Annotated in this window: 34 protein-coding genes; 24 read left to right on the top strand and 10 right to left on the bottom strand. The window is 58.4% G+C overall.

The window, feature by feature from the left end; translation table 11 throughout:
* Positions 1-5: 5 nt before the first annotated feature.
* From rplP to bfr, 22 genes are all read left to right on the top strand, one after another.
* Positions 6-419, top strand: coding sequence for a 50S ribosomal protein L16 (rplP, locus tag V6M90_RS09175; RefSeq protein ID WP_003176421.1), 414 nt, complete (start codon positions 6-8; stop codon positions 417-419).
* Positions 419-610, top strand: a complete 192-nt coding sequence (gene rpmC, locus V6M90_RS09170) for a 50S ribosomal protein L29 (RefSeq protein ID WP_002555481.1) — start codon at positions 419-421, stop codon at positions 608-610. Before rplP ends, rpmC begins: the two co-directional genes overlap by 1 nt.
* Before the next feature lie 2 nt (positions 611-612).
* Complete coding sequence (rpsQ, locus tag V6M90_RS09165; protein ID WP_003176419.1) at positions 613-879, top strand: 30S ribosomal protein S17; 267 nt, start codon at positions 613-615, stop codon at positions 877-879.
* Between the two features lie 23 nt (positions 880-902).
* Positions 903-1,271 carry a 50S ribosomal protein L14 gene (gene rplN, locus V6M90_RS09160; RefSeq protein WP_002555479.1) on the top strand — a complete coding sequence of 123 codons (369 nt, stop codon included), beginning with the start codon at positions 903-905 and terminating at the stop codon, positions 1,269-1,271.
* 11 nt (positions 1,272-1,282) lie between these two features.
* On the top strand, positions 1,283-1,597 hold the full coding sequence (gene rplX, locus V6M90_RS09155) for a 50S ribosomal protein L24 (RefSeq protein WP_003176416.1): 315 nt from the start codon (positions 1,283-1,285) through the stop codon (positions 1,595-1,597).
* A 20-nt stretch (positions 1,598-1,617) separates the two neighbouring features.
* Complete coding sequence (rplE, locus tag V6M90_RS09150) at positions 1,618-2,157, top strand: 50S ribosomal protein L5 (protein WP_003176415.1); 540 nt, start codon at positions 1,618-1,620, stop codon at positions 2,155-2,157.
* 13 nt (positions 2,158-2,170) lie between these two features.
* Positions 2,171-2,476 carry a 30S ribosomal protein S14 gene (gene rpsN, locus V6M90_RS09145; protein ID WP_003176414.1) on the top strand — a complete coding sequence of 102 codons (306 nt, stop codon included), beginning with the start codon at positions 2,171-2,173 and terminating at the stop codon, positions 2,474-2,476.
* Positions 2,477-2,684: 208 nt separating this feature from the next.
* Positions 2,685-3,077 (top strand): 30S ribosomal protein S8, encoded by a 393-nt coding sequence (rpsH, locus tag V6M90_RS09140; protein WP_003176413.1) that lies wholly within the window; start codon positions 2,685-2,687, stop codon positions 3,075-3,077.
* Positions 3,078-3,089: 12 nt separating this feature from the next.
* Positions 3,090-3,623: a 50S ribosomal protein L6 gene (rplF, locus tag V6M90_RS09135; RefSeq protein WP_003176412.1), complete on the top strand. Its 534-nt coding sequence runs from the start codon at positions 3,090-3,092 to the stop codon at positions 3,621-3,623.
* A gap of 10 nt (positions 3,624-3,633) precedes the next feature.
* A complete protein-coding gene (gene rplR / locus V6M90_RS09130) occupies positions 3,634-3,984 on the top strand; it encodes a 50S ribosomal protein L18 (RefSeq protein WP_003176410.1) in 351 nt (116 codons plus the stop codon).
* Between the two features lie 3 nt (positions 3,985-3,987).
* Positions 3,988-4,488, top strand: coding sequence for a 30S ribosomal protein S5 (gene rpsE / locus V6M90_RS09125; RefSeq protein ID WP_003176409.1), 501 nt, complete (start codon positions 3,988-3,990; stop codon positions 4,486-4,488).
* A gap of 2 nt (positions 4,489-4,490) precedes the next feature.
* Positions 4,491-4,667, top strand: coding sequence for a 50S ribosomal protein L30 (gene rpmD, locus V6M90_RS09120; RefSeq protein WP_003176408.1), 177 nt, complete (start codon positions 4,491-4,493; stop codon positions 4,665-4,667).
* A gap of 3 nt (positions 4,668-4,670) precedes the next feature.
* Positions 4,671-5,108, top strand: a complete 438-nt coding sequence (gene rplO, locus V6M90_RS09115; protein ID WP_003176407.1) for a 50S ribosomal protein L15 — start codon at positions 4,671-4,673, stop codon at positions 5,106-5,108.
* Positions 5,109-6,437, top strand: coding sequence for a preprotein translocase subunit SecY (secY, locus tag V6M90_RS09110; protein ID WP_003176406.1), 1,329 nt, complete (start codon positions 5,109-5,111; stop codon positions 6,435-6,437). It begins immediately after the preceding gene.
* A gap of 28 nt (positions 6,438-6,465) precedes the next feature.
* Complete coding sequence (gene rpmJ / locus V6M90_RS09105; RefSeq protein WP_002555468.1) at positions 6,466-6,582, top strand: 50S ribosomal protein L36; 117 nt, start codon at positions 6,466-6,468, stop codon at positions 6,580-6,582.
* A gap of 129 nt (positions 6,583-6,711) precedes the next feature.
* A complete protein-coding gene (gene rpsM, locus V6M90_RS09100; protein ID WP_003210063.1) occupies positions 6,712-7,068 on the top strand; it encodes a 30S ribosomal protein S13 in 357 nt (118 codons plus the stop codon).
* Positions 7,069-7,098: 30 nt separating this feature from the next.
* On the top strand, positions 7,099-7,488 hold the full coding sequence (gene rpsK / locus V6M90_RS09095; protein ID WP_002555466.1) for a 30S ribosomal protein S11: 390 nt from the start codon (positions 7,099-7,101) through the stop codon (positions 7,486-7,488).
* A gap of 18 nt (positions 7,489-7,506) precedes the next feature.
* Positions 7,507-8,127 carry a 30S ribosomal protein S4 gene (rpsD, locus tag V6M90_RS09090; RefSeq protein ID WP_003176404.1) on the top strand — a complete coding sequence of 207 codons (621 nt, stop codon included), beginning with the start codon at positions 7,507-7,509 and terminating at the stop codon, positions 8,125-8,127.
* A gap of 22 nt (positions 8,128-8,149) precedes the next feature.
* Entirely contained in the window at positions 8,150-9,151 is a 1,002-nt protein-coding gene (locus V6M90_RS09085; protein WP_003176403.1) for a DNA-directed RNA polymerase subunit alpha, read from the top strand.
* Between the two features lie 41 nt (positions 9,152-9,192).
* Positions 9,193-9,579: a 50S ribosomal protein L17 gene (rplQ, locus tag V6M90_RS09080; RefSeq protein WP_003176402.1), complete on the top strand. Its 387-nt coding sequence runs from the start codon at positions 9,193-9,195 to the stop codon at positions 9,577-9,579.
* A 239-nt stretch (positions 9,580-9,818) separates the two neighbouring features.
* Positions 9,819-11,267 carry a catalase gene (locus V6M90_RS09075; RefSeq protein WP_078734880.1) on the top strand — a complete coding sequence of 483 codons (1,449 nt, stop codon included), beginning with the start codon at positions 9,819-9,821 and terminating at the stop codon, positions 11,265-11,267.
* A gap of 155 nt (positions 11,268-11,422) precedes the next feature.
* The gene (gene bfr / locus V6M90_RS09070) at positions 11,423-11,887 is read left to right on the top strand and encodes a bacterioferritin (RefSeq protein ID WP_003176400.1); all 465 of its coding nucleotides are present in this window, start codon (positions 11,423-11,425) and stop codon (positions 11,885-11,887) included.
* 64 nt (positions 11,888-11,951) lie between these two features.
* Here the strand turns inward: bfr and uvrA are convergent, their stop codons facing one another.
* Positions 11,952-14,786: an excinuclease ABC subunit UvrA gene (uvrA, locus tag V6M90_RS09065; RefSeq protein ID WP_078734879.1), complete on the bottom strand. Its 2,835-nt coding sequence runs from the start codon at positions 14,784-14,786 to the stop codon at positions 11,952-11,954.
* 178 nt (positions 14,787-14,964) lie between these two features.
* On the opposite strand from uvrA, the gene V6M90_RS09060 reads away from it, so the two are divergent.
* Together V6M90_RS09060 and V6M90_RS09055 are read left to right on the top strand one after the other, a co-directional pair.
* Entirely contained in the window at positions 14,965-16,359 is a 1,395-nt protein-coding gene (locus V6M90_RS09060) for an MFS transporter (protein ID WP_003176398.1), read from the top strand.
* Positions 16,360-16,368: 9 nt separating this feature from the next.
* Positions 16,369-16,884 carry a single-stranded DNA-binding protein gene (locus tag V6M90_RS09055; protein ID WP_003176397.1) on the top strand — a complete coding sequence of 172 codons (516 nt, stop codon included), beginning with the start codon at positions 16,369-16,371 and terminating at the stop codon, positions 16,882-16,884.
* Positions 16,885-16,988: 104 nt separating this feature from the next.
* On the opposite strand, the gene V6M90_RS09050 is transcribed toward V6M90_RS09055, so the two are convergent.
* The 9 genes from V6M90_RS09050 to V6M90_RS09010 form a co-directional block, all read right to left on the bottom strand.
* Positions 16,989-17,600: a LysE family translocator gene (locus V6M90_RS09050; RefSeq protein ID WP_003176396.1), complete on the bottom strand. Its 612-nt coding sequence runs from the start codon at positions 17,598-17,600 to the stop codon at positions 16,989-16,991.
* Between the two features lie 87 nt (positions 17,601-17,687).
* Positions 17,688-18,317, bottom strand: a complete 630-nt coding sequence (locus V6M90_RS09045) for a LysE family translocator (protein WP_003176395.1) — start codon at positions 18,315-18,317, stop codon at positions 17,688-17,690.
* An 80-nt stretch (positions 18,318-18,397) separates the two neighbouring features.
* Positions 18,398-19,000: a formyltransferase family protein gene (locus tag V6M90_RS09040; protein ID WP_003176394.1), complete on the bottom strand. Its 603-nt coding sequence runs from the start codon at positions 18,998-19,000 to the stop codon at positions 18,398-18,400.
* A 67-nt stretch (positions 19,001-19,067) separates the two neighbouring features.
* Complete coding sequence (locus tag V6M90_RS09035) at positions 19,068-20,387, bottom strand: aspartate aminotransferase family protein (protein ID WP_332846350.1); 1,320 nt, start codon at positions 20,385-20,387, stop codon at positions 19,068-19,070.
* A 26-nt stretch (positions 20,388-20,413) separates the two neighbouring features.
* Positions 20,414-20,557, bottom strand: a complete 144-nt coding sequence (locus tag V6M90_RS09030) for a hypothetical protein (RefSeq protein ID WP_003176392.1) — start codon at positions 20,555-20,557, stop codon at positions 20,414-20,416.
* Positions 20,558-20,590: 33 nt separating this feature from the next.
* Entirely contained in the window at positions 20,591-22,432 is a 1,842-nt protein-coding gene (locus tag V6M90_RS09025; protein ID WP_332846349.1) for a carbamoyltransferase family protein, read from the bottom strand.
* A gap of 90 nt (positions 22,433-22,522) precedes the next feature.
* Positions 22,523-23,146 (bottom strand): LysE family translocator, encoded by a 624-nt coding sequence (locus tag V6M90_RS09020; RefSeq protein WP_003176390.1) that lies wholly within the window; start codon positions 23,144-23,146, stop codon positions 22,523-22,525.
* 13 nt (positions 23,147-23,159) lie between these two features.
* Complete coding sequence (locus V6M90_RS09015) at positions 23,160-24,203, bottom strand: inosamine-phosphate amidinotransferase 1 (protein ID WP_141063394.1); 1,044 nt, start codon at positions 24,201-24,203, stop codon at positions 23,160-23,162.
* A 17-nt stretch (positions 24,204-24,220) separates the two neighbouring features.
* Positions 24,221-26,365: an iron-containing redox enzyme family protein gene (locus tag V6M90_RS09010; RefSeq protein WP_305427969.1), complete on the bottom strand. Its 2,145-nt coding sequence runs from the start codon at positions 26,363-26,365 to the stop codon at positions 24,221-24,223.
* Positions 26,366-26,464 lie beyond the last annotated feature (99 nt).

Below are 26,464 nucleotides of genomic sequence, written 5' to 3'. Positions count from 1 at the left end.
GCCAAATGTTGCAACCTAAGCGTACGAAGTTCCGCAAGCAGATGACAGGCCACAACCGTGGTCTGGCTCAGCGCGGTAGCAAAGTCAGCTTCGGCGAGTTCGCGCTGAAGTCTGTAGCTCGTGGTCGTCTCACCGCTCGTCAGATCGAGTCAGCGCGTCGTGCTCTGACCCGTCACGTAAAACGTGGCGGCAAGATCTGGATCCGTGTATTCCCGGACAAGCCGATCTCCAAAAAACCTCTCGAGGTTCGGATGGGTAAAGGTAAGGGTAACGTGGAATACTGGGTAGCCCAGATTCAGCCAGGCAAAGTCCTGTATGAAATCGAGGGCGTTTCTGAAGAGCTGGCGCGTGAGGCTTTCGCCCTGGCTGCTGCAAAGCTGCCGCTCGCCACCTCCTTTGTTAAACGGACGGTGATGTGATGAAAGCGAATGAACTTCGTGAAAAATCCGCACAGCAGCTGAACGAGCAACTGCTCGGCCTGCTGCGCGACCAGTTCAATCTGCGTATGCAGAAAGCAACTGGCCAGTTGGGGCAGTCTCATCTGCTCTCGCAAGTTAAGCGTGACATCGCTCGCGTGAAGACTGTGCTCAACCAGCAGGCAGGTAAGTGATCATGGCTGAAGCCGAAAAGACTGTCCGTACGCTGACTGGCCGTGTTGTCAGCGACAAGATGGACAAAACCATCACCGTTCTGATCGAGCGTCGCGTTAAGCACCCGATCTACGGTAAATACGTTAAGCGTTCGACTAAGCTGCACGCGCACGACGAAACCAATCAGTGCCACATCGGCGACAAAGTCACTATTCGTGAAACTCGTCCGCTGGCCAAGACCAAGTCTTGGGCACTGGTTGATGTTCTCGAACGCGCTGTGGAAGTCTAAGGACTAGGGGTCGGAGAAATTATATGATTCAGACTCAATCCATGCTCGATGTGGCCGATAACAGCGGCGCTCGCCGCGTTATGTGCATCAAGGTGCTGGGTGGCTCCCATCGTCGTTACGCTGGTATCGGTGACATCATCAAAGTTACCGTCAAGGAAGCAATTCCTCGCGGTAAAGTGAAAAAAGGCCAAGTGATGACTGCTGTTGTAGTCCGCACTCGTCACGGCGTACGCCGTGCAGATGGCTCCATTATCCGCTTTGATGGCAACGCTGCTGTTCTTCTGAACAACAAGCAAGAGCCGATCGGCACCCGTATCTTTGGGCCAGTGACCCGTGAACTTCGTACTGAGAAGTTCATGAAGATCGTCTCGCTCGCCCCAGAAGTGCTGTAAGGAGATCCGACATGCAAAAGATTCGTCGTGACGACGAGATCATCGTGATCGCCGGCAAAGACAAAGGTAAGCGCGGTAAGGTGCTTAAGGTTCTCGCTAATAACCGTCTGGTTATTGGTGGTCTGAACCTGGTTAAGCGTCATACCAAGCCTAACCCGATGTCGGGCGTACAAGGCGGTATCGTCGAAAAAGAAGCTCCGCTGGATGCTTCTAACGTCGCCATTTTCAACGGCGAAACCAACAAGGCTGACCGCGTTGGTTTCAAAGTAGAAGATGGCAAGAAAATTCGTGTCTTCAAGTCGACCCAAAAAGCGGTTGATGCTTGAACACTGCTAGGTAGAAGACCATGGCACGACTAAAAGAGATTTACTGGAAAGAAATCGCACCGAAGCTTAAGGAAGAACTTAAGCTTTCGAACGTGATGGAAGTTCCACGCGTTACCAAAATCACCCTGAACATGGGTCTGGGCGAAGCGGTCGGCGACAAAAAAGTCATCGAGCACGCTGTTGCTGACCTGGAAAAGATCACCGGTCAAAAAGTCGTTGTGACTTACGCTCGGAAATCCATCGCTGGCTTTAAAGTCCGTGAAGGTTGGCCGATCGGCGTCAAAGTGACTCTGCGCCGTGAGCGTATGTACGAATTCCTGGATCGTCTGCTGTCGATCTCCCTGCCTCGGGTCCGCGACTTCCGCGGCCTGAATGCCAAGTCCTTCGATGGTCGTGGTAACTACAGCATGGGCGTGAAAGAGCAGATCATCTTCCCGGAAATCGACTACGACAAGATCGATGCTCTCCGCGGTCTGGACATCACCCTGACCACCACTGCCAAGAACGATGATGAAGGTCGCGCCCTGTTGCGTGCTTTCAAATTCCCGTTCCGCAACTGATTGGAGTAGGACCATGGCCAAGATGAGCATGAAAAACCGCGAGCTGAAACGTCAGCTCACGGTTGCCAAGTACGCCAAGAAGCGTGCAGCACTGAAAGCAATCATCGTTGATCTGAACGCAAGTCCAGAAGCGCGTTGGGAAGCGACAGTTGCTCTGCAGAAGCAGCCACGTGACGCAAGCGCTTCGCGCATGCGTAACCGCTGCCGCCTGACCGGTCGTCCACACGGCGTTTACCGCAAGTTCGGCCTTGGCCGTAACAAATTGCGTGAAGCGGCAATGCGTGGTGACGTACCAGGTCTGGTTAAAGCCAGCTGGTAAGTACTTTCAGCGTCCAGGCGGTCTGAATCGCAAGATACTGACCGCCGGTGACCTTGAATCTGGAACAAGCCCCTTTTGGGGCTTGTTTCATTTCCGGAGTGTGTCTAAAATACGCGGCTCGCCTGAGCCCGTGTTTTTTATGCTCGGAGATTCTCAGCGACATATGTAGCCGCAAGGCTAATTTTTTTGTATTAGGAGCGTCTAGCCCATGAGTATGCAGGACCCGTTAGCGGACATGCTAACTCGTATCCGTAATGCCCAGATGGCTGAAAAGTCCGTCGTAAGCATGCCATCTTCCAAGTTGAAGGTAGCTGTTGCCAAAGTCCTGAAAGACGAAGGCTACATTGCGGGTTATCAGATCAGCAGCGAAATCAAGCCACTGCTGTCCATCGAGCTGAAGTACTTCGAAGGCCGTTCGGTCATCGAGGAAGTGAAGCGCGTTAGCCGTCCAGGCCTGCGTCAGTACAAGTCCGCTGAAGATCTGCCGAAAGTTCGTGGCGGTCTGGGCGTGTCTATCGTCTCCACCAACAAAGGTGTGATGACGGATCGTGCTGCGCGCGCTGCCGGTGTCGGCGGCGAAGTTCTTTGCACTGTGTTCTAAGGGGGGATAAGCATGTCTCGCGTCGCTAAGAACCCCGTTAAGCTGCCAGCCGGTGTCGAAGTCAAATTCGCAGGCCAACAGCTTTCGGTGAAGGGTGCCAAGGGCACTCTTGAACTGAACATCCATTCGTCCGTTGAGATCGTTGAAGAAGCTGGTGAGCTGCGTTTCGCTGCTCGCAATGGCGATCAACAAACTCGCGCAATGGCCGGTACCACGCGTGCGTTGGTAAACAACATGGTCCAAGGCGTAAGCCAAGGCTTCGAGCGTAAGCTCCAGCTGGTCGGTGTTGGTTACAAAGCGCAAGCAAAAGGCACGGTTCTGAACCTTGCCCTTGGCTTCTCGCACCCAGTGGATTACGAACTGCCGGAAGGCATCACCGCTGAGACCCCTAGCCAAACCGATATCCTGATCAAGGGCATCGATAAGCAGCTGGTAGGTCAGGTGGCCGCTGAGATCCGCGACTTCCGTCCACCAGAGCCGTACAAAGGCAAAGGTGTGCGCTACGCGGACGAAGTCGTCCGTCGTAAAGAAGCCAAGAAGAAGTAGGGCATAGCAAATGACCGACAAAAAAGTTACTCGACTGCGTCGCGCTCGCAAAGCACGCCTGAAAATGCACGAACTCGAAGTCGTGCGTCTCTGCGTGTATCGCTCGTCGCAGCACATCTACGCCCAGGTCATCTCGGCCGACGGCAACCAGGTCCTGGCAAGCGCCTCGACTTTGGATAAAGAACTGCGTGATGGTGCCACCGGCAACATCGACGCGGCCACTAAGGTTGGCCAGCTGGTCGCTACGCGTGCTAAGGCCGCTGGCGTCTCGCAAGTGGCTTTCGACCGCTCTGGCTTCAAGTACCACGGCCGCGTTAAAGCGCTGGCTGATGCTGCTCGTGAAGCTGGGCTGGAGTTCTAAGTTATGTCAAATAACGACCAAAAGCGCGACGAAGGCTACATTGAGAAGCTGGTTCAAGTTAACCGCGTAGCCAAAACCGTTAAAGGCGGCCGTATCTTCACTTTCACCGCGTTGACCGTGGTAGGTGATGGTAAAGGGCGTGTTGGCTTCGGCCGTGGCAAGTCACGTGAAGTGCCTGCCGCGATCCAGAAGGCAATGGAAGCTGCTCGTCGCAACATGATCCAAGTTGATCTGAACGGCACCACTCTGCAGTACGCAATGAAGTCCGCTCACGGCGCTTCGAAGGTGTACATGCAGCCTGCTTCTGAAGGTACCGGTATCATCGCTGGCGGCGCTATGCGTGCTGTCCTCGAAGTTGCTGGCGTTCAGAACGTTCTGGCCAAGTGCTACGGCTCGACTAACCCGGTAAACGTGGTTCACGCCACTTTCAAGGGTCTGAAGGCTATGCAATCTCCTGAGTCCATCGCTGCCAAGCGTGGTCTGACTGTCAAGGAGATCTTCTGATCATGGCTACCGTTAAAGTAACGCTGATCAAAAGCATGACCGGCCGCATCCCTAACCACAAATTGTGCGTTAAAGGTTTGGGTCTGCGTCGCATCGGTCACACTGTAGAAGTCCAGGATACTCCCGAGAATCGCGGGATGATCAACAAGGCTTACTACATGCTGCGTGTAGAGGGTTAATCGATGAAACTCAATGATCTGAGTCCAGCGCCGGGTTCCCGTCGCGAAAAGCATCGTCCGGGCCGTGGTATCGGTAGTGGTTTGGGTAAGACCGGTGGCCGTGGCCACAAGGGTCAAACCTCCCGCTCCGGTGGCACCATTGCTCCAGGCTTTGAAGGCGGTCAACAGCCGCTGCATCGTCGCCTGCCTAAGTTCGGTTTCGTATCCCTGAAAGCCATGGACCGCGCAGAAGTGCGTCTGTCCGAGCTGGCTAAAGTGGAAGGCGACATCGTTACTGTGCAGACCCTGAAAGATGCCAACGTGATCAACGTCAACGTACAGCGTGTGAAAATCATGCTGTCCGGTGAAGTGACTCGCGCTGTCACTATCGGCAAGGGAATCGGCGCCACCAAAGGTGCGCGTTCGGCTATCGAAGCAGCTGGCGGCAAGTTCGAGGAATAAATGGCTAAGCAAGGTGCTCTCTCAGCGCTCGGCAAAGGCGGTATGTCTGAACTTTGGGCTCGTCTGCGTTTTCTGTTCCTGGCGATTATCGTCTACCGAATAGGCGCACACATCCCGGTTCCAGGTATCAACCCGGACCGACTCGCAGACCTGTTTCGACAGAATGAGGGGACCATTCTTAGCTTGTTCAACATGTTTTCCGGCGGCGCGCTGGAACGGATGAGTATCTTTGCACTGGGGATCATGCCGTACATCTCGGCATCGATCATCATGCAATTGATGACCGCCGTCAGCCCGCAGCTGGAGCAGTTGAAGAAGGAAGGTGAGGCTGGCCGTCGCAAGATTAGCCAGTACACCCGCTACGGCACTGTCATCCTCGCCCTTGTTCAGGCTATCGGCATGTCCGTTGGTCTGGCCGGGCAGGGTGTTGCGTTCACTGGTGACTTTGGCTTCCATTTCGTCGCGGTATCCACGTTTGTGGCTGGTGCGATGTTCATGATGTGGCTGGGTGAGCAGATTACTGAGCGTGGTGTTGGTAACGGTATCTCGATGTTGATTTTCGCAGGTATCGTCGCCGGTCTTCCGAGAGCAATCGGGCAGTCTTTCGAGTCTGCACGTCAGGGTGATATCAATATCTTCGCCCTGGTTGCCATCGGTTTGCTGGCAGTAGCGATTATCGGTTTTGTGGTGTTCATTGAGCGTGGCCAGCGTCGTATTGCTGTTCACTACGCCAAGCGTCAGCAGGGCCGTAAGGTTTTTGCTGCGCAGACCAGCCACTTGCCGCTGAAAGTGAATATGGCCGGTGTGATTCCGGCAATTTTCGCGAGCAGCATTTTGCTGTTTCCGGCTTCGTTGGGTACCTGGTTTGGTCAGTCTGAAAATATGGGCTGGCTGCAGGACCTCTCTCAGTCGATCGCTCCTGGTCAGCCGTTGAATATTCTGCTGTTTAGTGCAGGGATTATTTTCTTCTGCTTCTTCTATACGGCGTTGATGTTCAATCCGAAAGACGTAGCGGAAAACCTGAAGAAGTCCGGTGCCTTTATTCCGGGTATCCGTCCAGGTGAGCAGTCTGCACGCTACATTGATGGCGTTCTGACCCGTTTGACCCTGTTCGGTGCTCTATATATGACGGCCGTGTGCTTGCTTCCCCAGTTCCTGGTGGTTGCAGCAAACGTTCCGTTCTACCTTGGCGGGACCTCGTTGCTGATCGTGGTCGTGGTTGTGATGGACTTCATGTCCCAAGTACAATCGCACCTCGTTTCGCACCAGTACGAATCCCTGATGAAGAAAGCCAACCTGAAGGGCTACGGCAGCGGCATGTTGCGCTGAGTACCCCATAAGGTTCGAGGAGTTGGTGATGAAAGTTCGTGCATCGGTGAAAAAGCTGTGCCGTAACTGCAAGATTATTCGCCGCGAAGGTGTTGTTCGAGTAATTTGCAGCGCGGAACCGCGTCACAAACAGCGCCAAGGCTGAGTGTGATCCGCTTGAAGCCCGGCAGCTAGTGCGCTGCCGGGTTGATTATTTGTTATTACAGCGATATTATCTCGCGCCCTATTTCTTGGCTTCCGGGGCGTAGGTAGCTGTCAATTGGAGTCCCACTGAATGGCCCGTATTGCAGGCGTTAACATTCCAGATAACAAGCACACTGTTATCTCGCTGACCTACATCTATGGTGTTGGTCGCACTACTGCGCAGAAAATTTGCGCAGATACTGGGGTAAACCCAGCCGCAAAGATTAAAGATCTGAGCGACGAGCAGATTGAGCTGTTGCGTGGCGAAGTGGCGAAGTTCACCACTGAAGGTGACCTGCGTCGCGAAATCAACATGAAAATCAAGCGTTTGATGGACCTCGGTTGCTACCGTGGTCTGCGTCATCGTCGTGGTCTTCCAGTGCGCGGTCAGCGTACCAAGACTAACGCGCGTACCCGTAAAGGTCCGCGTAAGCCGATCCGCAAGTAATCGCCCACGCGAATCGACAGGAAAATTATCATGGCAAAACCTGCTGCTCGTCCTCGTAAAAAAGTTAAAAAGACAGTGGTTGATGGCATCGCCCACATCCATGCGTCTTTTAACAACACAATCGTGACCATCACCGACCGTCAAGGTAACGCGCTTTCTTGGGCTACCTCCGGTGGTTCGGGTTTCCGCGGTTCCCGCAAGTCCACCCCGTTTGCTGCTCAAGTAGCTGCTGAACGTGCTGGTCAAGCTGCGCTGGAATACGGCCTGAAAAACCTCGACGTTAACGTCAAAGGTCCAGGTCCAGGTCGTGAGTCTGCTGTCCGTGCTTTGAACGGCTGTGGCTATAAGATCGCCAGCATCACCGACGTGACGCCAATCCCGCACAACGGGTGCCGTCCGCCGAAGAAGCGCCGCGTGTAATCCAGGAGATTGTAAAGAATGGCTCGTTACATTGGTCCAAAATGCAAACTCGCTCGTCGCGAAGGCACCGATCTCTTTCTGAAGAGCGGCGTGCGCGCGATCGAATCGAAGTGCAACATTGAAGCAGCACCTGGTATCCACGGCCAACGCCGCGGTCGCCAGTCCGATTACGGCACCCAACTGCGTGAAAAGCAGAAGGTCCGTCGTATCTACGGCGTTCTCGAGCGTCAGTTCAGCGGCTACTACAAAGAAGCTGCTGGCAAGAAAGGTGCAACCGGTGAAAACCTGCTGCAACTGCTCGAATGCCGTCTGGACAACGTTGTATACCGTATGGGCTTCGGTTCGACTCGTGCCGAATCCCGTCAGCTGGTATCGCACAAGTCGATCAGCGTTAACGGTCAGACCGTAAACGTTCCTTCCTACCAGGTTCGTGCTGGTGACGTGGTCGCAGTTCGCGAGAAAGCTAAAAACCAACTTCGCATTGTCCAAGCTCTCGATCTGTGTGCCCAACGTGGCCGCGTAGAATGGGTAGAAGTAGACACTGAGAAGAAGTCGGGCGTTTTCAAGAACGTTCCAGCTCGCAGTGATCTGTCCGCCGACATCAACGAAAGCCTGATTGTCGAGCTCTACTCCAAGTAAGGGCTAGAAAATAGGTGCATCCATGCAGATTTCGGTAAATGAGTTCCTGACACCCCGCCACATTGATGTGCAGGTTGTCAGTCCAACCCGCGCCAAGATCACTCTCGAGCCTCTCGAGCGTGGTTTTGGCCACACCCTGGGCAACGCGCTGCGCCGCATCCTGTTGTCCTCAATGCCCGGCTGTGCAGTAGTCGAGGCCGAGATTGACGGTGTGCTCCACGAGTACAGCGCCATCGAAGGTGTACAGGAAGACGTAATTGAAATCCTGTTGAACCTTAAAGGTCTGGCTATCAAGCTGCACGGCCGTGACGAAGTTACGCTGACCTTGTCGAAGAAGGGTTCGGGGGTGGTTACCGCTGCCGATATTCAGCTGGATCATGATGTCGAGATCGTTAACCCCGATCACGTAATCGCTAACCTGGCGTCTAACGGCGCCCTGAACATGAAGCTCACCGTAGCTCGTGGTCGTGGTTATGAACCGGCCGACTCGCGTCAGAGCGATGAAGACGAAAGCCGCAGCATTGGTCGCTTGCAGCTTGACTCTTCGTTCAGCCCGGTTCGCCGTATCGCATACGTGGTGGAAAACGCCCGTGTCGAACAGCGTACTAACCTGGACAAGCTGGTTATTGATCTGGAAACCAACGGTACTCTGGATCCTGAAGAGGCTATCCGCCGCGCTGCAACCATTCTGCAACAGCAGTTGGCTGCGTTCGTCGACCTCAAAGGTGACAGCGAACCAGTGGTAATCGAGCAGGAAGACGAGATCGATCCGATCCTGCTTCGCCCGGTTGACGATCTGGAACTGACTGTACGTTCGGCTAACTGCCTTAAGGCGGAAAACATTTACTACATCGGCGACCTGATTCAGCGTACCGAAGTAGAACTGTTGAAGACTCCGAACCTGGGCAAGAAATCCTTGACTGAAATCAAGGACGTTCTGGCCTCCCGCGGTCTGTCCCTCGGCATGCGCCTCGACAACTGGCCGCCTGCAAGTCTTAAGAAGGACGACAAGGCGACTGCCTGATCGTCGTAATCACCGAACGTGAGTTTGGTAAGGAATGAACCATGCGTCATCGTAAAAGTGGTCGTCACCTGAGCCGTACCAGCTCGCACCGCAAGGCCATGTTCCAAAACATGGCGGTGTCGCTGTTCGAGCACGAGCTGATCAAAACTACACTGCCGAAAGCTAAAGAACTGCGTCGCGTTGCTGAGCCGCTGATCACTTTGGCCAAGACAGACAGCCTGGCTAACCGCCGTCTGGCTTTCGACCGTACTCGTTCGAAAGCTATCGTTGGTAAGCTCTTCAACGACCTGGGCAAGCGTTACGCTACCCGTGAGGGTGGCTACCTGCGCATCCTCAAGTGCGGTTTCCGCGCTGGCGACAACGCGCCTATGGCGTACGTCGAGTTGGTTGATCGTGCTACTGCCGGCGAAGCTGTAAGCGCCGAGTAAGACGACAAGCTGCAACGAAGAACCGGGCCTAGCGCCCGGTTTTTTGTGCGCGTAACAAAAGCGCGATTTGTACAAGCTTCCTCAGATAGGCATCAGCACTATAGGAACTGGGATTGTTGGTAGTTATTTTCTATTGAAGCCTGCAATTTAATGAATTTGTAGGCGTCATGTTAATGGTCAATACTCCCCTCCAAGCCGATTAGCCGGCAGATCCAAGCCCGACCTGAGGAAAATTGAGCATGAGTCAAAATAAAATCCTTACTACCGCCAGCGGCGCGCCCGTTGCGGATAACCAGAATTCCCGTTCCGCCGGTCCGCGCGGTCCCTTGTTGCTCGACGATTTTCACCTGATCGAGAAGCTGGCCCACTTCAACCGTGAAAATATCCCGGAGCGTCGGGTACACGCCAAAGGCTCGGGTGCCTACGGTACATTCACCGTCACCCAAGACATTACCCAGTACACCAGCGCCAAGCTGTTTGGCGCCGTTGGCAAACAAACGCCGACCTTCCTGCGGTTCTCCACGGTGGGCGGTGAGCGCGGTTCGGCGGATACCGAGCGCGACCCACGTGGCTTCGCTTTGAAGTTCTACACCGAAGAGGGTAACTGGGACATCGTGGGTAACAACACACCGGTGTTCTTCATCCGCGACCCGTTGAAGTTTCCTGATTTCATCCACACCCAAAAGCGTTTGCCGCAAAGCAATCTGAAAAGCGCGCAGATGATGTGGGACTTCTGGTCGCACTCCCCAGAGGCGCTGCACCAGGTCACCATTCTGTTTTCGGATCGTGGCATTCCAGACGGTTATCGTCACATGCACGGCTTCGGTAGCCACACTTACAGCCTGATCAATGCCAAGGGCGAGCGTCACTGGGTAAAGTGGCACTACAAGACCAAGCAGGGCATCAAGAACCTTGCGCCGGCTGAGGCTGCACGTCTTGCGGGTACCGATCCTGATTACGCCCAGCGCGACCTGTTCGGGGCGATCGAGCGTGGTGATTTCCCAAAATGGCGCGTCTGTATCCAAATCATGACTGAAGCCCAGGCCAATGCTCACTACGAGAACCCCTTTGACGTGACCAAAACCTGGTCGCAGAAGGAATTCCCGTTGATCGAAGTCGGCGAGTTGGAGCTCAACCGCAACCCGCAAAACTACTTCGCTGAAGTGGAACAAGCTGCATTTGGCCCGAGCAATATGGTTCCTGGCGTGGGTCTGTCGCCTGACCGCATGCTGCAAGGTCGCGTCTTTGCCTACGCCGATGCCCACCGCTACCGTGTTGGCACCAACCACCAGCAACTGCCGGTGAATGCCCCGCTTAGCCCAGTGAACAGCTACCAGCGCGACGGTTCCATGGCATTTGGCAGCAACGGTGGTGCAACGCCCAACTACGAGCCAAACAGCTACGCCGATGCACCGAAGCAAGCTCCACAGTACGCCGAGCCTGCCCTGGCCCTGAGCGGCGCCGCTGATCGTTATGATCACCGCGAAGACACTGATTACTACAGCCACGCCGGTGCGCTGTTCCGCCTGATGAACGATGAGCAGAAAGCCCTGCTCACCAATAACATCGCCGGTGCGATGGGTGGGGTTTCCAGCGATGTGGTCCAGCGCCAGTTGGCGCACTTCTACAAGGCCGATCCTGCGTACGGAGAAGCAATCGCAAAGGCACTGGGTGTATCGCTTAACTGACTCTAAACGATAAGCAGAACCGCCCTCATTTGGGCGGTTTTTGCGTTATTTCAGCTACTTTTCTCCGGAAATGTTCACTTTTCTGCCGTTAGTCCCGTGACCTCAGAGTCAGCATGGTTCAAACTACAGACTTTCAAGCAGGGAGATGTAGGGCGATGCAAGGTCACCCCGACGTAATCGATTACCTCAACACGTTGCTGACGGGCGAACTGGCAGCTCGTGACCAATATTTCATCCATTCGCGTATGTACGAAGACTGGGGCTTTACCGAGCTCTACGAGCGTATCAACCACGAAATGGAAGAAGAGGCGCAGCATGCCGATGCTCTGATGCGTCGCATCCTGATGCTCGAAGGCACGCCGCGTATGCGTCCCGACGATCTGGATGTGGGCACCACGGTGCCTGACATGCTCGCTGCTGATCTTCGCCTTGAGTACAAGGTGCGTGCCGCACTCTGCAAGGGCATCGAGCTCTGCGAGCAGCACAATGACTATGTCACCCGGGAAATTCTGCGGGTACAGTTGAATGACACCGAAGAAGATCACACCTACTGGCTGGAAAAGCAGTTGGGCCTGATCAAGCTGATTGGTCTGGAGAACTACCTGCAATCGCAGTTCTGACCACCCGCTACGAAAAAGCCCCTGTCGCCGTGAGGTGACAGGGGCTTTTTCGTGGGCCGGGGAATCAGGCCCGATCGCGAGCAAGCAATGGTTTCAAGTAATAACCGGTGTGCGATTGCGGCATCTCGGAGACCTGCTCCGGCGTGCCCACCGCAATGATCTGGCCACCCTTGGAACCACCTTCCGGCCCCAGGTCCACCAGCCAGTCGGCCGTCTTGATCACATCCAGGTTGTGCTCGATGACCACCACTGTGTTGCCGTGGTCGCGCAGTCGATGCAGCACGTCCAGCAATTGCTGGATATCCGCAAAGTGCAGCCCGGTGGTGGGCTCATCGAGGATATACAGAGTCTTGCCGGTATCGCGTTTGGACAGCTCACGGGATAGCTTCACCCGTTGCGCCTCACCACCAGACAACGTGGTCGCCGATTGCCCCAGCTTGATATATGACAGGCCCACGTCCATCAGCGTCTGCAGCTTGCGCGCCAGCGCGGGAACCGCGTCGAAGAACTCGCGAGCTTCTTCGATCGTCATCTCCAGGGTCTCGTGGATGCTCTTGCCCTTGTATTTGATCTCCAGGGTTTCGCGGTTATAGCGCTTGCTCTTGCACACATCGCACGGCACGTAGATGTCCGGCAGGAAGTGCATCTCCACCTTGATCAGGCCATCGCCCTGACACGCTTCGCATCGCCCACCCTTGACGTTGAACGAGAACCGGCCAGGCCCGTACCCACGAGAGCGGGACTCCGGCACACCGGCGAACAGTTCGCGAATCGGTGTGAACAAGCCGGTGTAGGTCGCCGGGTTGGAACGTGGGGTCCGGCCAATCGGGCTCTGGTCGATATCGACCACCTTGTCCAGATGCTCCAGGCCCTTGATGCTATCGTGCGCCGCCGCTTCCAGGGTGGTCGCGCCGTTGAGGGCGGTTGCACTCAATGGAAACAGCGTGTTGTTGATCAGTGTCGATTTACCCGACCCCGACACACCGGTCACGCACGTCAGCAGGCCCAGTGGAATCTCCAGGTCAACATTGCGCAGGTTGTTGCCGCGCGCGCCCTTGAGGTGCAACGCCATCTTCTTGTTGCGTGGCGTACGCTTGGCCGGCACTTCAATTTTCACACGGCCGGACAGGTACTTGCCGGTCAACGAATCCGGATGCGCCATCACCTCGGCGGGTGTGCCCTCGGCGACAATGTGTCCACCATGCACGCCAGCGCCCGGGCCGATATCGACCACGTAGTCCGCCAGGCGGATCGCGTCTTCATCGTGCTCGACCACGATCACGGTGTTGCCGATATCCCGCAAATGTTTGAGCGTGCCCAGGAGTCGATCATTGTCGCGCTGGTGCAAGCCGATCGACGGCTCATCGAGGATGTACAGCACGCCGACCAAGCCGGCACCAATCTGGCTGGCCAGGCGAATACGCTGTGCTTCGCCGCCGGACAGGGTATCGGCACTGCGATCCAGCGATAGGTAGTCCAGGCCCACGTTCACCAGGAACTGCAGACGCTCGCGAATTTCCTTGAGGATCTTGTCGGCAATTTCCCCGCGACGTCCGGTCAGCTTGAGAACACCGAAGTATTCGCAGGCATCGCCAATCGGCAGGTTGGTCACTGCCGGCAAGGTTTTCTCACCCACCCACACATGCCGTGCCTCGCGACGCAGGCGAGTCCCCCGGCAATCCGGGCAGGGCTGGGTGCTGAGGAATTTCGCCAACTCTTCGCGCACGCTGGCCGATTCCGTTTCGCGGTAACGCCGTTCCAGGTTCGGCACGATGCCTTCGAACGGGTGCGAGCGTTTGACGATATCGCCGCGGTCGTTCAAGTATTTGAAGTCGACGTTCTGCGAGCCGCTGCCGTTGAGAATCACCTTCTGCTGATCCGCCGGCAGTTGGTTGAACGGCACTTCGAGGCTGAATTTATAGTGGGAGGCCAACGATCCCAGCATCTGGAAATAATAAACGTTGCGCCTGTCCCAGCCACGTATCGCGCCCTCCGCCAACGTCAGCTCACCGTTAACCAGACGCTTGATGTCGAAGAACTGCTTTACCCCCAGGCCATCGCAGGTCGGGCAGGCACCTGCCGGGTTGTTGAAGGAAAACAGCTTGGGTTCCAGCTCGCTGATGGCATGGCCACAGATCGGGCAGGCAAAGCGCGCGGAGAAGATGATCTCTTCGCCGGGCTCGTCGTCCATCGGTGCTACCAGGGCAATGCCGTCCGCCAGCTTCAACGCGGTCTCGAACGATTCCGCCAGGCGCTGCTGCAGGTCGGCGCGCACTTTGAAGCGGTCGACCACGACATCAATGGAGTGCTTCTTCTGCTTGTCGAGCTTCGGCGCCTCGTCCAGCTCATACAGTTTGCCGTTGATCCGCGCGCGCACAAAACCCTGGGCACGCAGCTCTTCGAAGACCGAAAGGTGTTCGCCCTTGCGCTCGCGGATCACCGGTGCCAGCAGCATCAGCTTGGCGCCTTCAGGCTGGGCCAGCACCAGATCGACCATCTGACTGACGGTCTGGGCTTCCAGCGGAATGTCGTGGTCCGGACAACGCGGGATACCGACCCGCGCATACAGCAGGCGCAGGTAGTCGTAGATTTCGGTAATGGTGCCCACGGTGGACCGCGGGTTATGGGAGGTCGACTTCTGCTCGATGGAAATCGCCGGCGACAGGCCTTCAATGGTGTCGACGTCGGGCTTTTCCATCATCGACAGGAACTGGCGGGCATAGGCCGACAGCGATTCCACATAGCGACGCTGACCTTCGGCATACAGCGTGTCGAACGCCAGGGACGATTTGCCGGAGCCGGACAGGCCGGTGATGACGATCAGTTTGTCCCGCGGCAGGGTCAGGTCGATATTCTTCAGGTTGTGGGTTCTAGCCCCACGAATCAGGATCTTGTCCAAGATGGCCTCGCACGGCGGGCATAAATAATGCGGGAGTATACGACGGAAGACTGGATGAATATACACTGTCAAAGTGCCGGGTGCAGCCTTACATGAAAGCTGCGCGGCAAAGCGCCGCATATACCCTCTCAATCGATGGGACTGGTAGAATCGCCGCCGGTTCACACGAGGTTTTTCCATGCACGATCCCCACAGCGAACGCATGAGTAGCGGCGAGACCCGAGCAGCTAGCGGTCTGGCACTGGTGTTCGCCTTCCGTATGCTGGGCATGTTTATGGTGTTGCCGGTACTGGCGACCTATGGCATGGACCTCGCCGGCGCGACCCCGGCACTGATCGGCCTGGCGATTGGCGCCTATGGCCTGACCCAGGCGATTTTTCAGATTCCGTTCGGAATCATTTCCGACCGCATCGGCCGGCGCCCGGTGATCTACCTGGGGCTGATCGTGTTCGCCCTCGGCAGTGTGCTCGCCGCTCAGGCCGATTCGATCTGGGGCGTGATCGCCGGACGTATCCTGCAGGGTGCCGGGGCGATTTCTGCTGCGGTGATGGCGCTGTTGTCGGACCTGACCCGCGAACAGCACCGCACCAAGGCCATGGCCATGATCGGCATGACCATCGGCCTGTCGTTTGCCGTCGCCATGGTGGTCGGCCCGCTGCTGACGCGCGCGTTCGGCTTGCATGGCTTGTTCCTCGCCACCGGCGGCATGGCGCTGATCGGTATCCTGATCGTGGCCTTCATGGTGCCGCGTTCCACCGGCACCCTGCAGCATCGCGAGTCCGGTGTGGCGCGCAAGGCGCTGTTGCCGACGCTCAAGCACCCCGACCTGCTGCGTCTGGATTTAGGTATCTTCGTATTACACGCGATGCTCATGTGCAGCTTCGTCGCCTTGCCCCTGGCGCTGGTACAAAAAGCCGGTCTGCCCAAGGAACAGCACTGGTGGGTCTACCTTACTGCGCTGTTGATTTCGTTCTTCGCCATGATCCCGTTCATCATCTATGGCGAGAAAAAACGCAAAATGAAACGAGTTTTGCTGGGCGCCGTCGCGACATTGATGCTCACTGAACTATTCTTCTGGCAGTTCGGCGACAGCTTGCGGGCGCTGGTGATCGGCACGGTGGTGTTCTTCACCGCGTTCAACCTGCTGGAGGCTTCGCTGCCTTCGCTGATCAGTAAAGTTTCACCGGCCGGTGGCAAGGGCACGGCGATGGGGGTGTATTCCACCAGCCAGTTCCTGGGCTCCGCACTGGGCGGCATCATGGGTGGCTGGATGTTCCAGCATGGCGGTTTGTCGGTTGTGTTCCTGGGATGCGCAGGTCTGGCTGCCCTCTGGCTCGCCTTTGCTGTTACCATGCGCGAACCTCCCTATGTGACGAGTCTGCGCTTGCCGTTATCGCCCGAAGCGATTCGCGAAGCTGGCTTGGCCGAGCGCCTCAAGGCCGTCGCTGGGGTTACCGATGCCGTGGTTGTTGCTGAAGAAGCCGCCATCTACATCAAATTGGACACCGAATTATTGGATCGCGCGACGCTCGAGCAACTGGTCAACCCAGTGCCGACAGCGCGCCCAGCTTAGGAGAACGTTATGGCCCGTGGGGTTAACAAAGTCATATTGGTCGGTACGTGCGGCCAGGATCCCGAAGTTCGCTACTTGCCCAACGGTAACGCCGTGACCAACCTGAGTCTGGCGACCAGCGAACAGTGGACCGACAAGCAGACCGGCCAGAAGGTCGAGAAAACCGAATGGCACCGTGTGTCGATGTTCGGCAAGGTTGCAGAGATCGCTGGTGAGTACCTGCGCAAAGGTTCGCAGGTCTACATCGAAGGCAAACTGCAAACCCGCGAGTGGGAAAAAGACGGCATCAAGCGTTACACCACCGAGATCGTGGTCGACATGCAAGGCACCATGCAACTGCTGGGCGGCCGTCCACAGGGCGACCAACAGGGGCAGGGTGGCATGTCCAACTCGGCACCGCGTCCACAACAGTCGCGTCCACAGCCAAGCCAGCAGCCACAGCGTGAGTCGCGTCCAGCGCCCCAGCAGGCCGCTGCGCAACCGGCGCCGGATTTCGACAGCTTTGATGACGATATTCCGTTCTAACGCAGCTTTCAGTACCGTAACCCATAAAAAAGCGAAGCCATTAATCTGGCTTCGCTTTTTTTATGGCCACAGATTTTTGTGAAGTAACAACTGCGTGCCTGGGATCAACTCGTATGCTGCAGCAGCGGATACAGCGAAATCACCAGCAACGCCGCCATGCCGAAATTGAACATGCGCAGCCAGCGCGGGTTGCGCAGCACGTTGCGCAGTACACTGCCGAACCCCGCCCATACCCCCACGCTTGGGGCGTTGATCAGAGCGAACACCGTAGCGATGATCACCACGTTCATGGTGTAGCCCTGCAAGGGCGTGTACGTGCTGATCGCACCAATTGCCATGACCCACGCCTTGGGATTGACCCACTGAAACGCCGCTGCGCCCCAGAACCCCAGGGGCTTGCCTTTACCTTCGGTGTCTTCTGATGCCGGGCCGGAACGGGCGATGTTCCATGCCAGGTACAGCAAGTAAGCCGCGCCCGCATAGCGCAGCACGGTGTAGAGCACCGGATAGGCGGTAAAGGCTGCACCCAGCCCAAGCCCCACGGCCAATACCAGCACCAGGAACCCGGAGCTGATACCCAGGATGTGCGGGATGGTGCGCTGGAAGCCAAAGTTGACGCCCGAGGCCAACAGCATGGCGTTATTGGGGCCAGGGGTGACGGAAGTGACAAACGCAAACAAAGCAAACGCCAGCATTAAATCAAACGACAAGGACATGGATATTTCCTGGAAACGGGCCTTCGCGTTTACCTGCCACCCGGACAGCGCGGGATACAGGTGCAGTGTGGCCACTTGTAGTTGGAGTCAGAACAACGAACTGAGAAAACCAATGGCAACCATCGAGTAGAACGCTGCACAAATCAGCCCGAAGGACTTGCGCGTCCGGGTGAAAAACGGTTCTGCCGAATGGGCGGAAAACGCTAAGGCGTAGGTACAGAAAATCAGGAAACCCAATAGCGCACAGGCCGCCACCAGCACGAAACTGGCCCAGGCCGGCGCGTTGACGCTCAGGCCCACGGTGGTCACCGTGAACCAGGTCAAGGCCGCCTTGGGGTTAGTCAGGTGAATGCCCAACCCCTGCAAATAGAAGCCCAGGTTGCGCGTCTGCTTTTCCCGTACTTTGGCTACCGTCGTGGCGTTGTGCGCCAGCGCACTGCGCACCGATTTCCAGGCCAGGAAAAACAGATAGCAGGCGCCGAACACTTTTAACCACAGGATGATCTGGGTGTTGGACATCAACAACGCCGACACGCCTGCGGCGGTCATCGCGCCCCAGCACAACGACCCGGAAATCACCCCGGCCGCCAACGCCAGGCCCGGTGTGCGCCCGTAGTTCAAGGAGGTGTTGGCGATGGCCAGGTTGCCCGGGCCAGGGCTGGCGGTGCCGATCACGTAGACCCCCAGTGCCGCTGCAAAACTCGAAAACTCAAACATAGATGCACTCATACCCGTCGCGCCAGCGCGCAGTGAGCACTTCAAGCCACCCGTGGCTTGAAGTGACGGCCAAGAAAAAGCTATTTGAAGCAACGATGATCCGGCTCCTGGGCGCGGATCTTCTCCATCCAGGGCTTGAGTTCCGATTGCTTGTACAGGCGCTCGCCCCAATTTTCCGGCGAGACCGGCAGTGGCCGTCCCAGCAGGATGTAGTCGGTGAGCAGGTGGATGAACTGCTGCAGGCAATAGGCACCTACGTGCAGGCGCAACGATGAAGCCGTCTCGGCGGGTGCGACGTTGAAACGCGCCACATTGATGATCTGCCCGCTGTCCACCGAAGGGGCCAGGTGATGGCAGGTCGAGCCGTAGGTTTCATCGTTGTAGTAGATCGCGTAATGCTGGCTGCCCAGGCCCCGGTACTTGGGCGGTGCCGGGTGCAGATTGATCGCGCCTTTGCGGGCATTCTTGTAGATGCTCGGCGGAAAAATGAAGTCGCCACGGTAGGAGATGATCCAATCGCCTTCCCAGTTATCCAGATGGTAAGGATAGGGATCGCCCGGGTCCCAGCAAAACACCTCAAGGTTGGAGAATACGGTCTTGGCGAATTCCACGCCGTGATCGCACCAGTCCATGGTGCACACCGACAGCAGGACCTTGTCCTTGCATGGCTCGATTGTCTGCATCTTCACTTCTCCATTTCCAGGTAATGTGGGTGACAACGCCCGCCCCCCCGTCAAGCCCGCGCTGTCGCTAGTACGCGACAGCCCTGACCACTGCGTTGAAGCGTTCGACCATTTGCCCCAGCTCCCCTTCGCTGGTGATAAACGGCGGTGCAAACAGCACATGATTGCCGTGCGTTCCCTGCACGGTGCCGCTGCCGGGATAGATCAACAGGCCGCGCCGCAACGCCTCTTGCTTGAGCGCCGCGGCATACGCGCCGCCGCCCTTGAACGGCGCCTTGGTGGCGCGGCTCTCGACAAACTCGACGCCCACGAACAGCCCGCGCCCGCGCACATCACCGACGATATCCAGGTCAGCCAGGCTTTCCCTGAGCCAGGCGCGCAATTGCTCACCGCGTTGGCGCACTTGCGCCAGCAGGTCTTCGTCCTCGATGACTTGTTGCACTTCCAAGGCAATGGCACAGGCCAGTGGATGGTTGACGTGGGTCTGGCCGTTGCCCAGCACGCCTGAACCACGGGCCATTACCGAGTGCACCTGGTCGCTGATCAACAGCGCCGAGATCGGCATGTAGCCCGCCGCCAGGCCTTTGCCGACCGCGACCATGTCCGGCACGATGCCTTCGTCGGCGTAGGCGAACAGCTGCCCAGTACGCCCCATGCCGGCCATCACCTCATCGAGGATCAGCAGCACATCGTGACGCTCGCACACGGCCTTGATCTTGCGAAAGTAACCGGGCACCGCAGGCACCGCGCCATTGGTGGAGCCCACCACGGTTTCGGCAAAGAACGCCGCGACGTTTTCACTGCCCAGGCTGCGAATTTTGGCGTCCAGTTCATCGGCCAGGCGCGTGGCGTACTGCTCTTCGCTTTCGTCGGGCCGTTGATCACGGTAGGCGTAGCATGGCGAGACAAACTCGGCCGCCGCGAACAGTTGACCAAACACCGATTGGCGCTGCGGGTTACCGGAGATGCTCAAGGTGCCCAGGGTGCTGCCGTGGTAGCTCTGCCGGCGGGAAATGAACAACGACTTTTCAGGCAAGCCGCGTTCGCATTGGTACTGGTAAGCGATTTTCATCGCCAGCTCCATCACCTCCGAGCCGCCGGATAAAAACTGCGCACGCGCCAGGCCGCCACTGGCTGCCACCAGGCGTTCGGCCAGTTCCTCGGCGGCGGCGGTGGTGAAGCTGCCCGCGTGCGCCCACGCCAGTTTCTTCGCTTCGCGCTCGAATGCCGCTGCGATACGCGGATGGCCATGGCCCAGGCTCGACACCGCGACACCGCCGCAGGTGTCGAGGTAGCGTTTGCCCGTTGCATCCTCAAGCCACACCCCTGCGCCGCCGACCGCCAGGATCGGCGAGGTGTTGAGATTTTTGTAAATCACTTTTGACATGCGCGCGGTTCCTTGGGCGATTGGCCTTACGGGTTACTTACGGAGTGATCCCAAGCCGTCGGCGCCTGGTGAAAGCGCCGCCCGAAACGGGACGAATGAAACACCGAACGCGTCAGCCCGATGGGCAGCAACACGACGATAAACATCAGAAACGCAAGAAATCTCAGCACGGTAAAAGCTCCAAAGAGTGAAGGGGGTGGGGATCAGTCCAGCGGGATCTCGCTGCGCCAGTCAACGGCCTCGACGAAGGCCGGCTGGGCGGGGCGCTCAAGCACGTAGCGGCCCAGAACCAGCACGTCCATTTCCGTGCGCATGAAGCAGGCGTACGCTTCCTGCGGCGTGCACACGATCGGTTCGCCACGCACGTTGAACGAGGTGTTGACCAACACCGAGCAGCCGGTGTGCTCCTTGAAACTGCGCAGCAGGTAGGTGAACGGTGCGTTGTTTTCTTCGGTCACCGTTTGCACCCGCGCCGACAGGTCGACGTGGGTCACCGCCGGCAACTGCGAGCGAATATGGTTGATGCTGCCCAAGCCCCGCTCGGGGCCGCCTTCTTGCAGCGACTGCTGGGATTTGATCGAGTCGGTGACCGGCGCGACCATCAACATGTACGGGCTTTTTTCGCAGATATCGAAATAGTTGCCGGCGTCTTCGGCCAGCACGGCCGGGGCGAACGGGCGGAACGACTCGCGGTATTTGATCTTCAGGTTCATGGTGCGCTGCATCTCGGGGTTGCGCGCATCGCCGAGAATCGAACGCGCGCCCAAGGCCCGTGGGCCAAACTCCATGCGCCCCTGGAACCAACCCACCACCGCACCGTCGGCCAGGCGACTGGCGACCTGGTCATACAGCCCGGCGTCGTCGTAGCGGGTAAAGGGGTAGTGGTTTTCCAGCAGGAACTGGGCGATTTCTTCGTCGCCAAAACCCGGCCCCAGCAGGCTGCCGCTCATGGCGTCGGACTTGTTGCCATCCAGGTGCGGACGACCGCTGTGCTTGACCGCAAAATCCAGCGCCGCCCCCAGGGCACAACCGGCATCGCCGGCCGCCGGCTGGATCCAGATCGAATCGAAACGCCCCGAGCGGCTGAGCACACCGTTGGCCACGCAGTTCAACGCCACGCCACCGGCCAGGCACAGGTTGCGCTCGCCGGTCTGCTTGACCGCGGCGGTGGCCAGGCCCAGTACCACTTCCTCGGTGACCTTTTGAATCGATGCGGCCAAGTCGCACTCGCGCTGCGAGATCGGGCTTTCGGGCTGACGGATCGGCCCGCCGAACAGCGCCTCAAAGGCCTCGCCCACCATGCGCTCGCCGCGCAGGTACTCGAAGTACTTCATGTTCAGGGTGAACGAGCCGTCCTCGCGGATATTGATCAGTTCGTCGCGAATCTTGTCGGCGTAGATCGGCTGGCCATACGGCGCCAGGCCCATGAGCTTGTACTCGCCGGAGTCGACCTTGAACCCGCAATAGTAGGTCATGGCCGAATACAGCAAGCCTACGGAATGGGGGTAGGAGATCGAGTTTTTCAGTTCAAGTTGCGAACCCTGGCCGTGCCAGATGGTGGTCGAATGCCATTCGCCGATACCGTCGATGCACAACACCGCAGCGTTCTTGAACGGCGAGGGGTAAAACGCCGCCGCCGCGTGAGAACGGTGATGCTGGGAGGCCTGGGTGCGTGGTGCCTTGCCCCGGCCCATGATTTCAAGTTGCTCGTCGACGAACTTGAGCACGTTCCACTTCCAGCGAATCCATTCCGGCATCGCATTGATGAACGTACGTGCGCCGCCGATGCCACCGCTGGCAAACGAGGAAATCACCCGGGAGAATTTTTCCTGGGGGTCTTCGTAGTAAACCACTGCCTGCAGGTCAGCCAGGCTGATGCCCTCGGCGTCCAGGCAGTAGGCAATCGCCTGGGCCGGGAACGCCGGGTCGTGGCGCACGCGGGTGAAGCGCTCTTCCTGGGCGGCAGCGACGGGCACGCCGTCCTTGACCAGGGCCGCGGCACTGTCGTGATAGAAGGCAGAAATCCCTAAAACATAAATAGCCATTTAACTGTGCATCCTCATCGCATTCCGCCAATCCGTGGAGTTGCCTGTGCCAATCGATCTGCTGGCGTCCGGGCAACCTTCCTCTGCGTTTCAAGACCACCATTGCGCGAATGGCAGGCTTCGTAAAACCGGGATCAAGGACACCACGAGCACCAGGCTCATGGTGATATTGAACGCCTTCAAACGTTGCGGCTGGGTCAGGAAGCGCCGCAGGTACTGCCCGAAAAACACCCAGACCATGGAGCACGGTGAACCGAACAAAAAAAACAACAGTGCAATCAGGAACACCTGCACCGTGTACGAACCCAAGGGCGAGGTGTAGGCCAGCACCGCGCCCACCGCCATCACCCAGGCCTTCGGGTTGACCCACTGAAACAACGCCGCAGCGGTGAACCCCAAAGGCTTGCCTGATTTGTCACCCAGATCGGTGGTCGGGGCACTGGCGATCTGGTACGCCAGGAACAACAGGTACAGCGCGCCGATCACCTGCAAGCCATCGTGCAGCCAGGGGTACTGGCGGAACACCGCCCCGGCCCCCAGCCCGACCGCCACCAGCATCAGTGGAAAGCCGATATTGATACCGGCCACATGGCGCAAGGTGCGACCCATGCCGAAATTGGCGCCGGACGACATCAACATCACGTTGTTCGGCCCAGGCGTGACGCAGGTGGCGATCACGAACAACACAATCGAGTAGTAATCCAGTGCCTGCATGCTCACGTCCTGCTCAACGGTAATCTTCCAGCGTGCCGCGTCGACGAATGTCGACGGACACACAGTGAAAACCGCCGCTCAAACTGCGCGCATGGCGCATCTTCAACGGCGCCACATCGACATGGTGTTTTTCCAGGGCGCGAATCAGTGCGACCTGCTGGTCGTTGATCACCGCCAGCGACGGGTTGACCATGATGAAGTTCATGCCCTGCCAGATCGACGCGCGCGGGTACGACCAGCAGTAGCCGGTGTCCACCATGTCGGGGGCCCAGATGATGTCCCAGTTCTTGAACACGTCAGGTACCTGATCCTTGCCGATGCGCTCGGGGTTCAAGACCACCAGCCCCGGGCGCACCAGGGTGATGGTAGTGTCCAGGTGCGTACCGTCGTAGAAGCCGCTGAGGGCGTGCACCCGGTATTGATCGCCGAGCACGCGCTTGAGCCACTCGTAGCCCAGGCGGTTGCCGCTGCGCGACACCAGGTAAAGAATGTCGCGGCCCATGCGCAGCACGTTGGCCGCATCGAAGATCGGCTCATCGTTGGCGATGATCGAGCCTTCACGCGGGTTGACCCGGTAGGTGCTGTCCGGCAGTTCCGGCTTGGGCGCGGAAATCCAGTTGGCGCCGCTGGCGAAGTACGCCTGCAGGTGTTCTCGGTAGGCAAACGGTTCGAAGTAACGGCTGCGTAAAGCCATCGGCGCTTCAATGATGGTCTTTCCAATCGGCAGCAGGACATCCCTGGGGCAGTAGTTGTATTCGCCGTCGGTCTTCCAGTCGGCGGTGCCGAACAGCGCGGCATGGTAGGTCTCCCTGGGCCGGCGCACGGTCACCCCGTGACCGACCAGGAAGGCTGCAAAGGCGTCCAGATCTTCCTGGGCCTCTTCGATCAACTGTTCAGGATAGGGGCCTGACGGAATCTCGTGGGGCGAGTCGTGGTGCTCGCTGTAGTCGAGGGCGAACAGGCCCCTGTCCGGTCGAGGCACGCGCGCGCCATGGGCAACACCCACGATCATTTCCTCGAGGGGGTCCCATTCGTTATGCACTTCTACCAAAGACATAATTGTTCCTCGTGGCGTTAAGGTTCGTGGGTTTCCAGCAGCACTTCCCGGGTGATCGGCAAGTGATGCAGATAGCGGCTTGACGTTGCTGCACGTGCCGGACGCGGAAGGACATTGCCTGCGGACGAAAGACCCAATCGACGCAGCATCGAGGTCCACTTGCCCGGCATCGGCGCCAGGGACTCATAGCCCACCCGCACGCGCTGCCATTGCGCGGCGACCTGCTCGGCGCTGGTCAGCGAGCGCATGTACGCATCAATAGCATCGGCGGCCCAGGCCGAGTGCCCGGTGGACACGTTATCGATGGTGTTGTGCAGATCGACGAACGCCGTGCTGAACCCGTAGTGCCGTAAAAAGCGCCGTGCCGAGCGATAGCTGCCGCCCACGCCGGATAATTCCATCGCCAGGTTCATGCCGAGGATTTCAGGCATGAACGTCACCGGCAACTTGCCCAGGCACAGCCAATACACCGGCAGGCGGAAGGACTCTTCATACAGGCGCGGGTCTTCGGCAAATTCCCGGCTACCGGTAGGCGCCAGTTCGAAATCCATTTCCCGCAGGCCATCGCGGTAGATCTTCGGGTGATTGAGCGCCTCGATGCCGTTGCCCAATTCGTCCCAATAGGTCTGGAACAAGGTGTAGCCCACATGGGACGACGCCAGCCCCACGTCGGTGAAGCCTTGCAGCCACGCGCCGTCGATCAGCGTCAGGGGCGCCAGTTGCAAGGTCGACTCGACGATTTCTTCACGGCTGGGGATTTGCGCCGGGTCGCTGTCATCGAACTGCTGGCCGTTCTGGTCATGCTTGTCCAGCAACCAGCCGCGCAGCACCTGGGTGCCCCATTGCTCGGGCAATTGGCGCTCGGACGTTTTCAGCGATTGGCGCGAGCGCTCCAGCCAACGGCTCACATAGGCATGGGCGAACTTCAGGGTGGTGGGCTGCAGCGCGCGCCCCTGCAAGACAAAATAGGCCTCGCGCAGGCTCTGGGGCCAGTGCCCGGTGTCGGCCGCGCTGGCTGTAGTCGGGCGGGCCGCCATGGCGCAACTGTCGATCGGCTGACGCGGCAGTTGCTCAGTGGTACCCGCCTGGGGCAACCAGTCGATCCACTGGCGGATCACGTTCAAGTCCGCCTCACTGAAGATGCGGAACATGCGCCCGGTCGGCGCGACCAGGCTGGTCACCAGCAGGCTTTTTTTCGCATTGCCAGGCACGATCAGGCGGCTGCGCGACAGCACGTCCAGCAAGGGCAACGGGTCGTGCTGCGCGTCTTCAAGCCACAGCGCCAGGCTGCGGCCTTCGATCAGGTAATTCTGGTGATACACCGCGCCAACCCGGGCCAGGCGTTGCATCAAATGCGCCATGGCCTGCTGGGGCGAGGTGGCGGTCAGCGAGGCGTTATACAGCCGCGCATTCCAGCGCCGCAGCGCGCCGAACAACCAGTTGGCGCCGCGCAGCAGACGGGCCTGGCGTTCTTCGCCCTGCTCGATGATCCGCTGCGCGACCCATTGGCTGATATGGCGCAGCGAGGCCGGTTCCAGGCCAGGGAAGGCGGCGCTCAGGTCCAGCCGTCCCAACTCCAGCGCGAGACCTTCAAGCTGTCCCATGGCTGCCCAGCCCGGGCACAGCCCGACGGCGCGCAAGGCCCAATCGACACCACAGAGTTCATCGCCGAAGGCATCGCTGCGCCGGCTCAAGGCCTGTAACAGCGCGGGCAGTTCGAACGCATCGTCATTCAGGTCCGGCAGGGTCGCCAGTTGCGCCGGGGCCAAGGCGTACGTCGTCAACTGCAACTGCCCCAACAGCGCATTGAAATGATGGGCGCGGGAGGCGTTCGGGTAACCGACGCCGACGTCATGGGCGAACAATTGCATCAAGCGCAACTGTGCGGGGTCTTCAAACACCCCTGGCGCGCTCATGCCCTGCAGCCAGCAGCCCAGCACCGAGGCCAGCGGTGCCGAATAGATGGCCAGCGCCTGGGCAAAGGCGCGGGCGTTGTGCTGTTCGACCGCGGCGGCCGCGGCACCGGCATACGCCGACGCCTGCTCCAGCTGCCACGCGTCAATCTGCCGCGACAGCAGCGGTAATTGCGCCGGCTCGCCGTCGTCACCCAGCAGGTTGTCGAGATACTCCGCATCCAGGAAACATTCAGGGTCGAGCGCCAAACGATAGAGTTCGCGCCACCTGTCGTGTGCGGGGTCCCGCGTTAAAACCGAGCCATCCATAGCCATTACCTTGCAGTGCCGCGTCAGAACATCGGATAA

The organism is Pseudomonas lactucae (assembly GCF_036688725.1).
Lineage (GTDB): Bacteria > Pseudomonadota > Gammaproteobacteria > Pseudomonadales > Pseudomonadaceae > Aquipseudomonas > Aquipseudomonas lactucae.
The sequence above is the reverse complement of the archived record's forward strand: the minus strand, read 5'-3'. Positions and strand labels throughout refer to the sequence as shown.

What these genes read in the sequence shown, in the direction of transcription:
- rplP (WP_003176421.1), top strand. Translation starts at nt 6, where the DNA reads ATGTTGCAACCTAAGCGTACGAAGTTCCGCAAGCAGATGACAGGCCAC.
- rpmC (WP_002555481.1), top strand. Translation starts at nt 419, where the DNA reads ATGAAAGCGAATGAACTTCGTGAAAAATCCGCACAGCAGCTGAACGAG.
- rpsQ (WP_003176419.1), top strand. Translation starts at nt 613, where the DNA reads ATGGCTGAAGCCGAAAAGACTGTCCGTACGCTGACTGGCCGTGTTGTC.
- rplN (WP_002555479.1), top strand. Translation starts at nt 903, where the DNA reads ATGATTCAGACTCAATCCATGCTCGATGTGGCCGATAACAGCGGCGCT.
- rplX (WP_003176416.1), top strand. Translation starts at nt 1,283, where the DNA reads ATGCAAAAGATTCGTCGTGACGACGAGATCATCGTGATCGCCGGCAAA.
- rplE (WP_003176415.1), top strand. Translation starts at nt 1,618, where the DNA reads ATGGCACGACTAAAAGAGATTTACTGGAAAGAAATCGCACCGAAGCTT.
- rpsN (WP_003176414.1), top strand. Translation starts at nt 2,171, where the DNA reads ATGGCCAAGATGAGCATGAAAAACCGCGAGCTGAAACGTCAGCTCACG.
- rpsH (WP_003176413.1), top strand. Translation starts at nt 2,685, where the DNA reads ATGAGTATGCAGGACCCGTTAGCGGACATGCTAACTCGTATCCGTAAT.
- rplF (WP_003176412.1), top strand. Translation starts at nt 3,090, where the DNA reads ATGTCTCGCGTCGCTAAGAACCCCGTTAAGCTGCCAGCCGGTGTCGAA.
- rplR (WP_003176410.1), top strand. Translation starts at nt 3,634, where the DNA reads ATGACCGACAAAAAAGTTACTCGACTGCGTCGCGCTCGCAAAGCACGC.
- rpsE (WP_003176409.1), top strand. Translation starts at nt 3,988, where the DNA reads ATGTCAAATAACGACCAAAAGCGCGACGAAGGCTACATTGAGAAGCTG.
- rpmD (WP_003176408.1), top strand. Translation starts at nt 4,491, where the DNA reads ATGGCTACCGTTAAAGTAACGCTGATCAAAAGCATGACCGGCCGCATC.
- rplO (WP_003176407.1), top strand. Translation starts at nt 4,671, where the DNA reads ATGAAACTCAATGATCTGAGTCCAGCGCCGGGTTCCCGTCGCGAAAAG.
- secY (WP_003176406.1), top strand. Translation starts at nt 5,109, where the DNA reads ATGGCTAAGCAAGGTGCTCTCTCAGCGCTCGGCAAAGGCGGTATGTCT.
- rpmJ (WP_002555468.1), top strand. Translation starts at nt 6,466, where the DNA reads ATGAAAGTTCGTGCATCGGTGAAAAAGCTGTGCCGTAACTGCAAGATT.
- rpsM (WP_003210063.1), top strand. Translation starts at nt 6,712, where the DNA reads ATGGCCCGTATTGCAGGCGTTAACATTCCAGATAACAAGCACACTGTT.
- rpsK (WP_002555466.1), top strand. Translation starts at nt 7,099, where the DNA reads ATGGCAAAACCTGCTGCTCGTCCTCGTAAAAAAGTTAAAAAGACAGTG.
- rpsD (WP_003176404.1), top strand. Translation starts at nt 7,507, where the DNA reads ATGGCTCGTTACATTGGTCCAAAATGCAAACTCGCTCGTCGCGAAGGC.
- V6M90_RS09085 (WP_003176403.1), top strand. Translation starts at nt 8,150, where the DNA reads ATGCAGATTTCGGTAAATGAGTTCCTGACACCCCGCCACATTGATGTG.
- rplQ (WP_003176402.1), top strand. Translation starts at nt 9,193, where the DNA reads ATGCGTCATCGTAAAAGTGGTCGTCACCTGAGCCGTACCAGCTCGCAC.
- V6M90_RS09075 (WP_078734880.1), top strand. Translation starts at nt 9,819, where the DNA reads ATGAGTCAAAATAAAATCCTTACTACCGCCAGCGGCGCGCCCGTTGCG.
- bfr (WP_003176400.1), top strand. Translation starts at nt 11,423, where the DNA reads ATGCAAGGTCACCCCGACGTAATCGATTACCTCAACACGTTGCTGACG.
- V6M90_RS09060 (WP_003176398.1), top strand. Translation starts at nt 14,965, where the DNA reads ATGCACGATCCCCACAGCGAACGCATGAGTAGCGGCGAGACCCGAGCA.
- V6M90_RS09055 (WP_003176397.1), top strand. Translation starts at nt 16,369, where the DNA reads ATGGCCCGTGGGGTTAACAAAGTCATATTGGTCGGTACGTGCGGCCAG.
- V6M90_RS09050 (WP_003176396.1), bottom strand. Translation starts at nt 17,600, where the DNA reads ATGTCCTTGTCGTTTGATTTAATGCTGGCGTTTGCTTTGTTTGCGTTT.
- V6M90_RS09045 (WP_003176395.1), bottom strand. Translation starts at nt 18,317, where the DNA reads ATGTTTGAGTTTTCGAGTTTTGCAGCGGCACTGGGGGTCTACGTGATC.
- V6M90_RS09040 (WP_003176394.1), bottom strand. Translation starts at nt 19,000, where the DNA reads ATGCAGACAATCGAGCCATGCAAGGACAAGGTCCTGCTGTCGGTGTGC.
- V6M90_RS09035 (WP_332846350.1), bottom strand. Translation starts at nt 20,387, where the DNA reads ATGTCAAAAGTGATTTACAAAAATCTCAACACCTCGCCGATCCTGGCG.
- V6M90_RS09025 (WP_332846349.1), bottom strand. Translation starts at nt 22,432, where the DNA reads ATGGCTATTTATGTTTTAGGGATTTCTGCCTTCTATCACGACAGTGCC.
- V6M90_RS09020 (WP_003176390.1), bottom strand. Translation starts at nt 23,146, where the DNA reads ATGCAGGCACTGGATTACTACTCGATTGTGTTGTTCGTGATCGCCACC.
- V6M90_RS09015 (WP_141063394.1), bottom strand. Translation starts at nt 24,203, where the DNA reads ATGTCTTTGGTAGAAGTGCATAACGAATGGGACCCCCTCGAGGAAATG.